Raw genomic sequence first — 11,130 nt, forward strand, 5'->3', positions numbered from 1 at the left:
GTGAGGGAGCGCTCCCTCACCCCTTTGCTCATCTCCGGAAGCGGGCTCGGCGGAGCAAGAGGGAAACGCCGCCTGCGCGCCTAACGTATATCTCAGTGGAGGATATGCAATGACCAAACGCACTTTCCTATTCGTATCGCTCGCCCTTCTGATGATCCTCGCTCTAGCATCAGGGGCGAGTTGTGCGGCGAAGGCGCCGAAGAACGTGATTCTGATGATCGGCGACGGCATGGGGTTCGCGCAAGTGACGCTGGCCCGGATTTCACTGCCTGACGGGAGCACCTCGCTCAGCATGGACTCGATGAAGTACGGCGGCTTTGCGAAGACCCATTCCGCGAACTCGACCGTGACCGATTCCGCCGCAGCCGGGACCGCGCTTGCGACCGGCCATAAGACGAACAACGGCATGATCAGCACTCTGCCGGACGGAACGGTCGTGCAGACGATTCTGGAGGCGGCGCAGGCGAAGAAGAAGGCAGTCGGACTTGTAACCACGGTGACGATCACCCACGCGACGCCGGCTGTCTTCGGCTCGCACGTGGATGCCCGGGCGGACGAGGCGGGCATCGCGCCTCAGTACCTGGACAGGCGGATAGACGTACTGATGGGCGGCGGAAGGTACTACTTCATGCCGAAGTCGCAGGAAGGAAGCAAGCGAACCGACGAGCGCGATCTGCTGGCGGAAGCACGGCGGCTGGGTTACTCCGTCACCAACACCCCGGAGGAGATGCACCCGGTGAAGAGCGGCAAGTTGCTGGGGCTGTTCGAACTGAGTTCGCTCAGCGCAACCGCGCCGAATCCTCCGCTGGCGGAGATGACGGGCAAGGCGATCGAACTTCTGGCCCAGGACGGGGACGGCTTCTTCCTGATGGTCGAAGGCGGGCAGATAGACTGGCAGGCGCACGACAATAATCAGGCCGGCACTGTGCGGCACACCATGGACTTCGATGCCGCGGTTGGAAGGGCGCTCGAGTTCGCGCGCAGGCGAGGCGACACCCTGGTGATCGTTACGGCGGATCACGAGACCGGTGGGCTGACGATCATCTACCCTGACAAGGACAGCGGTGACAAGTTCAAGTGCGCGTGGAGCACCAAGGGGCACTCCGGCTGCAACGTGCCACTGCTGGCCGACGGTCCGGGCGCGGAGATGTTCTCGGGCGTACTGGACAACACCGACATCCCGAAGATGATCGCCAAGCTCTGGGGCATTCCGAACTTCGGAAGCAGATAGCCCGTCCGGGGGCGGACGTCCGCGCTACTTCTGCAGACAGAGCAGCATCCCCTGGCCCGCAGCAAGCCAACAGTCCTCGCCGCGCCACGGGTCGGTCGAGCCGGTGTATGCGCTGACCCTCATGATCTGCCCGGACTCCTTGAACTGGACCCCGAACGCCGTCGAGACATGCAGGCTCTTGTTCACCAGCATGACGTAGGGCACGCCGCCCGGTCCCTCGAACTCGCCGACGAGCAAGTCGTCGCCGCTCACCGAGGCAAGGTACTTGCTCGTGCCGATACCGGAGCAGCCGTCCGGAACGTTCGGATGGTGGAAGACGTTGACGCTCTTCAGCTTGATGTAGGTCGGCCCGATCTTATAAAGCTGCAGGTTCACGTTCCGAAGCATGTCCCACGTCGGGGTCTTGTGTCCGAACTGGTCAACGGGCGCCAGGCGGTAGTTGCCGATCTGAGGCGCGAAGTACGTGAAGTAGCTGATCCCGCGCCCTCCATAGGCCAGGGTGGTGTAGAGTTGGAAGCGGAAGCCGGCCGGCGTCGGCTCGGCGTACCGGAAATGTGAGTTCGAGAGCACGATGTTCCAGAACGGCAGATCGTGCTTCAGCGCCGCCTTTCGGACCGCTTCGAGATTCTGATAGTATCCGCCCCTGAGCGAACCGTCGTCCATCAGCGCATAGTGGTCGTAGCTGATGAACTTCGGCTTCACCGTCTGCACGAAGGACTCCAGGTACTCCTCATAGGTCGAGGCGCCAAGCTGTCCGGCCGAAGCATAGTTGGGCAGGAGGTTTATGTACGGCAGCGCTCCGGGCGCCGCCTTCTCGTACGCGGCGGCCCATCTCCCGAGCCCCGGATAGGCCCCGGTGCTCGGCTCATCGCGCAGATAGTATCCGTACACGGCAGGGTGCTTCGCGGTGCGAGCCGTCAGCGCCTCAACTCGCCTTGCGATCTCCTTCTCGTCCAGCTGAGCTTCGGCGTCACCCACATGGCTGGTAGGATCGCTCACCAGGCACTGAAGGCCCGCCCTGCTCACCTTGTCGAGATCGTCCGGGGCCACGAACCCCGCAAGATTGAACCCGCACTCGCGAATCTCCTTCAACGCGGCCTCGTCACCCGGAGTGCCCCCCCAGGGAAGAATGGCAAACTCGTTCGGCTTGAGCATAGTAGTATCCTCCTGTGCAGACACTCCGGCTCCGCCGCAGCACAGAGCCAGGCAGAAAACAGCTACCCACGTATGCAGAGCAGATCTCATGCAAACACCCCCCTGAGTCATGGCGCCGCGTGCGTCATCGCGTCCTTGCCGCAACTATAGTGCCGAATGCGCGGCGTGTCAATCCTGCGTATGCAGAGCGAGACGCGAGTCCCACCAACCCTTCGGCCTCTCTCGCATTGAAGGTTCCCCGCCGTCCGGGGTCTAAGCTATCGGACTGAGTTGCAGATCCGGTGTGGATCTGCTACATTGGCGGCGAGGGATGCCCACGATCGCGCATTCCTCCATACCCAATGAACAGATCCACATTCGAGCGCTCATGAAGAATCCTGCTCAGGAAGCCGACCTGGTGCGCGGCGAGGCAACAGTCGCGGTGCACACCGGCGAACTCGACGTCGAGTCCGACCTCGACCTGGTGATTCGGGCACAGTCGGGCGAAGCGGCCGCGTTCGGTGAACTGGTAGACCGCCACAAGCGGATGGTCTACGGCATCATCTCGCGCATGGTTACGAGCCGCGACGAGGCGGACGACCTCGCGCAAGATGTCTTCGTCTCGGCTTACAGGCACATCGGAGGCTTCAGGCGGGATGCGAAGTTCACCACGTGGCTGCACACCGTCACGGTGAACACTACGTTGAAGCGGCTCAAGAGGATGAAACGACAGATTACCGTCTCGATGGACGATCCGGATATCGGTCTGGAGTCCGTGATAAGGGCGGACAGCGAGCCGTCGCCGGACGAGGCTCTGGGCGACAAGCAGCGGCAGGAAGCCGTCCGCAAGGCAGTGGACTCGCTGCCGGACAAGCAGAAAATCGTCGTCGTGATGCACTATTTCGAGCAATACTCCTGCGATGAGATTGCGGCTGCGCTCAGGTGCTCAGTCGGAACCGTGTGGTCCCGACTGCACTATGCCTGCAAGAGACTGCAGAAGGAGCTGTGCTGGATCGAACAGGGGTCGTAACATGAAATGCTCCAAGTTCCGAAGACTGCTGATACCCTATAGCGAAGGATCGCTTCCGGCTGAGAAAGCTCTCTCGATGGAACGACACCTCGCCCTGTGCGAGGAGTGCTCCAGGGAGCTTCGGTCGGTCACGTGCACGGCCGACGCGCTCAGGCAGGCCGAATACCCGGGGCTCGAGCCGGCCGCCGACTTGCGGAGCCGGGTGCTGGCACAGATCGCCGACGAACGGGTGCGGAAGCCGGGGCGGCGGCCGGCGGGCCTGCAGACCTACTCCGCGGCGATGGCCGGCCTGCTCCTCGTCGCGGTCGCGGGAGCAGGGATGTGGTCCATGCTTCGGCGAGGCGTTGAGGCACCGACCGCCAAACTCTATGAGCGAATCGAGACTCCGGCGGGACCTCAGTCGGAGAAGGCAAGGGAGCCTGCAGCTACACTGCCCGCGGAGAGACCCGTGAGCCCCGAGAGCAAGTCGGCGGATAAGCCGACGGCCAAACGGGTCGCGAGTAGCGACCGGGTGCCCAACCCCACAGGTCCCATGCGAGCACCGGGCTATATGCGGGTAGGAGAGAATCTGCAGTGGCACAAAGACGAAGGACGCGTCCGCGTGGGAGAAGCGCCCGCTTCGGCCTCGCCGGGGGGGGTGGTCGCGCGGTCTCCCGAACTGCACGACATCTCTTCCGGAAGGTTTGCCGCGTCCGCGCCGACGCGCGAACCATCCGAGCAGATCACGAACAATCTGAAGCAGTCGCCGCTGGGCGGGGCGCAGAGCACGGCTTGGGGGATGACCGGCGACGCGAAGGAGGGCGCGGCGTCCGCCGGCGGATACGGGGCAGCTTCGCCCGGCGCCGCGTCGGCCTCGCGGGGTGAGCAGTACTTCGACGAATCCCGCGGCGTCAGGCCCGATATCCGCTACGGGATGGGCAACACGACGACCTCGCCCGATGGGATATCCGCACAGGGACTTGATCGGCTCGAGGCCGGGGTCGCCTACTACCCGACGAGCGTGACAGCGATCGTGAACCTGATGGACGAGTACCGCAGAGCCGGCCGCCCAAGGGACGAGTACCGACTGGCGCAGCATCTGACGAGGCTCGATCCCGACAACGCGAATCATTGGCTGGCGAGAGCGCAGGCGGCCGACCGAGTGCCAATGCCGAGGACGGCGGAGGCCTGCTATCGGCGCGCGATCAAGCTGGGTCTGAAGAACCCGCAACTGGAGCAGGCGCAGGAGCGGGTGAAGGCGCTGAAGGGCGAATAGACCGCAGGCACAGGTCGAGCAGATCGCGCGGGACCTATGATTGCCTTTGGACCACGAACCGCGCGATCGCCCGGAGCGGATCGGCCCGATGGTCGAAGCCGGTCAGCGCCGAGACGGCATCATCCGATGCCGACTGAGCCAACATCCTCGATCGCTCCAGCCCGACAATCGCCGGGTAGGTTGATTTCTCCTTGCGCAGATCGCTGCCGACAGTCTTGCCGAGCTGCTCCTGGTCGCCCACCAGGTCAAGGATGTCGTCGGCTATCTGAAACGCGAGGCCGACGCCCGTTCCGTAGGCGTCCAGCGCCTCCAGCTGCCTATCCGAGGCACCGCCGATCAGCCCTCCGGCTGTGACCGACGCCGCGATGAGCGCGCCGGTCTTGCGGCTGTGGACGAATCGGAGGGTGTCGAGATCAGTCTTCTTCCCTTCCGCCTCGATGTCCGCGACCTGGCCAGCGATCATCCCTTCGACGCCGACGGCCTCGGCTATTCGGCCGATGACCCGGATCAGCACCTCGGGTGGAACTCCGTTCGTGCGACAGATCACATCGAACGCAAAGGCCAGGAGCGCGTCACCCGCGAGTATCGCCATCGCCTCGCCGAAGGTCTTGTGGCTGGTGGGCTTGCCGCGCCTCAGGTCGTCGTTGTCAAGCGCGGGAAGGTCGTCGTGGACCAGGGAGAAGGCGTGGATGAACTCGATGGCGCAGGCCGTCGGAAGTGCATTGTCGGGGTCGCCGCCGACGGCATCGCAGGCCGCGAGAGTCAGGATCGGACGAAGCCGCTTGCCTCCGCCGATGACACTGTAGCGCATGGCGCGGAATAGGGCCTCGGGCGGGCGATCCTCCGGCGGGAGGTACGCATCGAGTGCGGCGTCAATCCGGCGGCGCCTGTCAATCATATAGGGGTGTGCCGATATGTCGCGACTAACCGGGTCCGGCAAGGTTTGCAGCCGCCTTAAGCGTGTTTGAGAGCAGCATCGCGATGGTCATAGGACCGACTCCGCCCGGGACCGGGGTGACCGCCGACGCCTTCCGCAGTGCGGCCTCGTAGTCAACATCGCCGACGTCCTTCTCCCGGCCTTCAACCTTGTTGTACCCGGCATCAATCACGACCGCGCCTTCTTTGATCATATCGCCGGTGATCATCTCCGGCCTGCCGACGGCCGCGACCAGGATATCCGCCTGTCGGGTCATCTCCCCCAGATCGCGGGTTCGCGTATGGCAGACGGTCACCGTCGCGTGGCGGTTGAGCAGGCAGAGCGCGACCGGCTTGCCGAGGATGATGCTCCGACCCACGACGACCGCATGTTGGCCCTTGATCGGAAGCTCGTAGCGGTCGAGAAGCTCTATGATCCCGGCGGGAGTTGCCGCGACGAACATCGGGGCGCCGGTCATGAGACTTCCCAGGCTGTGGCGGCTGATCCCGTCAACGTCCTTGTCGGGCGAGACCGCATCGAGCACCGCCTGCTCGTCGAGATGGCCCGGCAGCGGATGCTGGACCATAACCCCGTGGACGCTGGGATCGGCGCTCAGGCCCCGGACGATCGCTAGAACGCGGCCCTGGGAGGAATCCGCGGGAAGCTCGTGAACTGTCGAGATCATCCCTGCGGCGATGGCGGCCTTCTTCTTCATATTCACATAGACCTGAGACGCCGGGTCCTCTCCGACGATCACCACCGCGAGATGCGGGGTGACCCCGTTCGACTGGACCAACCCGGCCACGCCCGCCTTTATCTCCTCGCGGATCGTCTTCGATGTTGAAGCTCCGTCCAGTATCATCGCCGCCATGTCATCAGCCCTCCGTCCCGGTGTGGGATTCCCGCACCAGCGTGCCGAGCACGCCGTTCACGAACCTGCCCGACTCGGCCGTGCTGTACTTCTTCGCGAGGTCCACTGCCTCGTTGATCGAAACGCTCTCGGGAATGTAGTCGAGGTGGAGTATCTCGTATATCGCCATCCTGAGGATGTTGCGGTCTACGGCGGGCTGGCGCTGGAGTTCCCATCCAACCGAGAGCCGCTTCAGGACCGCGTCAATCTCGCCTATATGCCCGACCACACCCTCGACGAGTTCGCGAGTGAAGTCCACAGCCGCCGGCTCGAGGTCGGTATTCTCGATCGCGGTCTCCAGCGCTTCGTCTTTCGGCAGATGCGCCACGTCAATCTGGTAAAGAACGTTGATCGCGAGTTCCCTGGCTGCCCGCCTGGTCTTAGTTCCCAATGACTAGCTCCGATACCGGACGCACCGCGCCGCCTACTGCGGGTTGTCCTCCATGCAGCGCTTGATGAAACTCGTGGAAAGCTCGCCACGCCGATAGTAGGAGTTCGCCATGATCTTTTCATGGAAGGACACATTGGTCTTAAGGCCGCCGAAATGGAACTCGGACAGGCAACGCGTCATCCTGCCGATGGCCTCGTCCCGGTCGCGTCCCCACACGATAAGCTTGGCGAGCAGCGAGTCGTAGTACGGCGGCACAACGTACCCCGGATAGATATGTGTATCGAGGCGAACCCCGAGCCCGCCCGGCATTATGAGTTCCTCGATCTTGCCCGAGGAGGGCGCGAAATCCCGGTCCGGATCCTCAGCGGTGATCCGGCACTCGATGGCGTGACCGTTGATCCGGATGGTCTTCTGATTGAGATCGAGCTTCTCTCCGGCGGCGACGCGAATCTGGGACTTGAGGAGATCAACGCCGCTCACGAGTTCGGTTATCGGATGTTCGACCTGGATGCGGGTGTTCATCTCCATGAAGAAGAAGTTGCCCTTCGAGTCGAGCAGGAACTCGACGGTACCGGCATTCGAGTATCCGACGGCGCGGGCGGCTTTGACGGCGGCCTCGCCCATCTTCGAGCGCAGGCTCGGCGTGACGGCAACCGAAGGCGCTTCCTCGAGCATCTTCTGATGCCGCTGGTTCTGGATCGAGCATTCACGCTCTCCCAGATGCACTACGTGCCCGTACTCGTCCGCGAGAATCTGGACCTCGATGTGCCGCGGATCTTCGAGGAACTTCTCCATGTAGACATCCGCGTTGCCGAATGCGGCTTCCGCTTCGGTCTGGGCGATCTTCAGCACCCGTGAGAGTTCCTCCTCGTTCTGCACTAGGCGGATGCCCTTGCCGCCACCGCCGGACGCGGCCTTGATCATGACGGGATAGCCCATCTTGCGCGCAAGCTTGAGGGCCTCCTGCTCGTTCTGCAGCACACCCTTGGTGCCGGGGATGACAGGCACTCCGGCGGAGATCATCATCTCGCGGGCCCTGGCCTTGTCGCCCATCTTCTCGATGCAGGAAGGTTTCGGGCCTATGAACTTGACCTTACAGGCCTCGCAGGCCTCGGCGAAGCTCGGCACCTCGGAGAAATAACCGTAGCCGGGGTGGATGGCGTCGGCGCCGGTGATCACGGCGCCGCTGATGATGTTCGGCGCATGCAGGTAGCTGTCCTTGCTTGACGGTGGCCCGACGCAGATGGCCTCGTCAGCCAGCCGAACGTGCATGGAATCCGCGTCGGCCTGAGAGTAGACCGCCACGCTGGCGATCCCCATCTCCCGGCAGGCGCGGATCACCCGGACGGCGATCTCTCCTCGGTTCGCGATCAGTATCTTCTTGAACATTGCGTGCTCCGGTTATCGGCGGTCGGCGGATTGACCTCAGTACTTCTCGTGCCCCGGGGTCGAGCAGGAAACCCGGCCGGTTGATGGATCGTAGGAATACTCCTTGCCGGAGATCGGGCACTTGCTCACCGACGACATGCTCGGCCCCAAGTCGGCTATCGAAGCCGGTACGCGGCCGTCCTCGCCGGAACTGCGCTCCATCTCGATGGCGCTCCGAAGCTGATTCAGGTTGTTCCGACAATCTACGCTCTCCGCCTGGCCGATGGGGGTGTGGACCCGGTCAGAGCCGCCGCTCTTGCCACTGCCGCTCAAGTAACCGGGCAGGATGAAGTACGCTGCGACCGCGATGATCGCTACGACCACCAGAATCTCAATGATCGCCCACTGGCCTCGTTCATTTCTGAGCACTGCGAACATGACGGACCTCCCTCGCGGAATCAGGATGGCTGCAGCCGGAAGAGCGGCTGACCGTACTCCACGGGCAAGCCGTCTTCGATGATCACTTCCTCGATCACGCAGTCGTGCTCCGACACCACGTCGTTCATCAGCTTCATGGATTCGATGGCGCCTACCGACTGGCCTGCCTTGACGGCCAGTCCGGGCGCGACCGCATTCCCGGCGCTGTGAAAGATGCCCACCATCGGAGCGCTGATGAACACCCCGGCCGGGATCGGCTCGGCGGGCTCACTCCGGCCGGAGTCCTCTTCGGAAGGCCTCGAGTCCGCGACCGGCGCTGGGGCGGCGGGTGCGGGCCGGGAGATCGGCAGCGGCCTGCGCAGCCTGACCGTCGAACCGTCGAAGGTGACCGCGAGTTCCGATATCCTCGCTCCGCGGACCAAATCTACCAGTTGACCGATTTCCTCTATATCCATTCCTTCACCCGGTTGCCAAGGACTGGTCCGATCACCTCGCGGAGAGTCCTCAGATCTTGAGATCGAAAACTGCGTACTCGATCAGGCGGAGCAGATAGCTCACAGCGATGAAGCCGATGCAAATGATGAATATCCACTCCACCACTCCCGAAGACTCCTGCACGTTCAGCCAAGGGTACTTCGCAACTTGCTCAGGCGACGGCCCGAAGGAGACGACGCCCGCAAACTGGTCGGTGAAAGCGATCGCTCTGCCCAGCAGGGCCTTCATCGGCTCCAGGAAGTACCAGATGAGGCCGATGACCGCCGGGAAGGCCAGCGGGCTGAGCAACTTGTACTTCCACTTCTGGTGCTCCATGTAGAGGAAGCACTGCCTGCACCGCTCACGCTTCTGCGCGGGCGTCAGGTTCTTCACAGCTCCGACGTCCGGCTTGCTGAACTTCTGATCGAAGCCGGGGATCTTGCTCGTCTTGCTCTTCTGGAGAACCTTCAGGATCATGTTCTCGTCACAGTAGCAGCCGCTCTTGATCCGCCAGCAGGTCTTCTTCGTCTCGTATGCCGTGCAGACCTTCCGAAGGTAGTCACGACAGTAAGGCATCTGCCAGCAGAACAGGCACGACCTGCTCGGCGCAACCGGCTCCTGCGCGGCGCTCTTCGACGGCTTGACCTTGGCTCGGAACCTTCTGGCCCCGCTGAGCCTCGCCCAGAAGTCGGCAAGGATGAACGGCACCGCCAACGCCAGAGCCGCGAAACCGAGAGTCTGGATCTGAGCGAGGGCAAATACCGCCAGGCGCCCGGCTTCCTGTCTCATGCCCTGAACGGAGGGGCCCACGAGCGCCGCCACCCCCCAGTAGAGAGCGGCCCCGGCGATCAGGAAGACGTACCCTACCGTCTCCTCGTGCCAGAACCTCGCGGCGGCGCCGATCAGGCAGGCGAGCCCTCCGTAGCCGATGATCTTGCAGGCGAAAAGGACGTTCTGCGCGATCTTGAAGCGCTCTTCCGGGGGCAGGTGCATCGCGGAGTCCATGCGACCGGTGAAAAGACCCCAGCCGACATACGCCACCCCGATGATGAACGCGGCCCCACCCCACTCGAACAACCGCTCGACGAGCGTGTAGACGGACTCGGGAATGCGGAGAGGTCGAACTCTATCGGGCTGTCTTCGCCTCATTCGCGTCCACCCTCAGGTCAGCCTGCTATTTCGCGCGCTCCAGATAGGCGTCGGTACGCGTGTCTACCTTGACCCTGTCGCCGACGTTGATAAAGAACGGCACCTGGATGACGGCACCGGTCTCGAGCGTGGCGGGCTTCGAGCCGCCGGAAGCGGTGTCGCCGCGGACGCCGGGATCGGTCTCGGTGATCTCGAGTTCGACGGTGATCGGCAGTTCGGCCCCGATGACACGTCCCTCGTGGCTCAGAACGCTGACTTCCTGGCCTTCCTTGAGGTACTTGACGGCATCGCCGAACGCTGACTTCTCGACCGCGATCTGATCGAATGTCTCGGTATCCATGAGGTGGTAGTCGCCGTCCTGACTGTACAGAAACTGCATCGGCCGACGCTCGAGGATCGCCTGTTCCATCTTTTCGCCGGCGCGCCACGTCTTGTCTATGACCGCGCCGTTTCTGACGTTCTTGAGCTTGCTGCGGACGAAGGCGCCGCCCTTGCCGGGCTTCACGTGCTGGAAGTCAACTATGGTGTAGATGTCGTTGTCAACTATGATCGAGAGCCCCGTTCGAAAATTGCTGGTGTCTATCAAAGGATGATTCCTCCCCCCTGGGCCGCTGAACGAACCGCGCGGACCGGGCGTGCCGAACCCGCCGCAGGCACGGCAGATTATAGCATATAGGGTATGCCCGCGCAAGAACTCGCGGTCGTCAGGGTCACTCCTGCTGGAGTGTGTACATTTGTTTTGGGCTCGTGTCTCGCGGACTTGATTTTCATCACTATGCCGCCAGCGCTTCCAGGGCTTTCTGGCGGGCGCGCTTCGCCTTCTGCGCGCGCTCC

General features: G+C 63.1%; 12 protein-coding genes. 3 read left to right on the forward strand and 9 right to left on the reverse strand.

Features of this window, described 5'->3' with window-relative positions; genetic code table 11:
* Positions 1-109 precede the first annotated feature (109 nt).
* Positions 110-1,231: an alkaline phosphatase gene (locus KBC96_07085; GenBank protein MBP6964151.1), complete on the forward strand. Its 1,122-nt coding sequence runs from the start codon at positions 110-112 to the stop codon at positions 1,229-1,231.
* 24 nt (positions 1,232-1,255) lie between these two features.
* On the opposite strand, the gene KBC96_07090 is transcribed toward KBC96_07085, so the two are convergent.
* The gene (locus KBC96_07090; protein ID MBP6964152.1) at positions 1,256-2,386 is read right to left on the reverse strand and encodes a hypothetical protein; all 1,131 of its coding nucleotides are present in this window, start codon (positions 2,384-2,386) and stop codon (positions 1,256-1,258) included.
* A gap of 367 nt (positions 2,387-2,753) precedes the next feature.
* Between KBC96_07090 and KBC96_07095 the strand changes: the two genes are divergently transcribed.
* Positions 2,754-3,395, forward strand: coding sequence for a sigma-70 family RNA polymerase sigma factor (locus KBC96_07095; protein MBP6964153.1), 642 nt, complete (start codon positions 2,754-2,756; stop codon positions 3,393-3,395).
* A gap of 1 nt (position 3,396) precedes the next feature.
* On the forward strand, positions 3,397-4,650 hold the full coding sequence (locus KBC96_07100) for a zf-HC2 domain-containing protein (protein MBP6964154.1): 1,254 nt from the start codon (positions 3,397-3,399) through the stop codon (positions 4,648-4,650).
* A gap of 34 nt (positions 4,651-4,684) precedes the next feature.
* Here KBC96_07100 and KBC96_07105 read toward each other — a convergent pair whose 3' ends face one another.
* From KBC96_07105 to efp, 8 genes are read right to left on the reverse strand one after another with little or no spacing between them, the layout of a single operon-like run.
* Positions 4,685-5,548, reverse strand: a complete 864-nt coding sequence (locus tag KBC96_07105; GenBank protein MBP6964155.1) for a polyprenyl synthetase family protein — start codon at positions 5,546-5,548, stop codon at positions 4,685-4,687.
* Positions 5,549-5,573: 25 nt separating this feature from the next.
* Positions 5,574-6,437, reverse strand: a complete 864-nt coding sequence (locus KBC96_07110; protein ID MBP6964156.1) for a bifunctional 5,10-methylenetetrahydrofolate dehydrogenase/5,10-methenyltetrahydrofolate cyclohydrolase — start codon at positions 6,435-6,437, stop codon at positions 5,574-5,576.
* 4 nt (positions 6,438-6,441) lie between these two features.
* On the reverse strand, positions 6,442-6,867 hold the full coding sequence (gene nusB, locus KBC96_07115; GenBank protein ID MBP6964157.1) for a transcription antitermination factor NusB: 426 nt from the start codon (positions 6,865-6,867) through the stop codon (positions 6,442-6,444).
* Between the two features lie 33 nt (positions 6,868-6,900).
* Entirely contained in the window at positions 6,901-8,256 is a 1,356-nt protein-coding gene (gene accC / locus KBC96_07120) for an acetyl-CoA carboxylase biotin carboxylase subunit (protein ID MBP6964158.1), read from the reverse strand.
* Positions 8,257-8,292: 36 nt separating this feature from the next.
* On the reverse strand, positions 8,293-8,673 hold the full coding sequence (locus tag KBC96_07125) for a hypothetical protein (protein MBP6964159.1): 381 nt from the start codon (positions 8,671-8,673) through the stop codon (positions 8,293-8,295).
* A gap of 20 nt (positions 8,674-8,693) precedes the next feature.
* Complete coding sequence (locus KBC96_07130; GenBank protein MBP6964160.1) at positions 8,694-9,128, reverse strand: hypothetical protein; 435 nt, start codon at positions 9,126-9,128, stop codon at positions 8,694-8,696.
* Between the two features lie 49 nt (positions 9,129-9,177).
* Complete coding sequence (locus KBC96_07135) at positions 9,178-10,296, reverse strand: hypothetical protein (protein ID MBP6964161.1); 1,119 nt, start codon at positions 10,294-10,296, stop codon at positions 9,178-9,180.
* A gap of 25 nt (positions 10,297-10,321) precedes the next feature.
* Positions 10,322-10,882, reverse strand: coding sequence for an elongation factor P (gene efp, locus KBC96_07140; GenBank protein ID MBP6964162.1), 561 nt, complete (start codon positions 10,880-10,882; stop codon positions 10,322-10,324).
* Positions 10,883-11,130 lie beyond the last annotated feature (248 nt).

It is taken from the genome of Armatimonadota bacterium, assembly GCA_017993055.1.
GTDB lineage: Bacteria > Armatimonadota > UBA5829 > DTJY01 > DTJY01 > JAGONM01.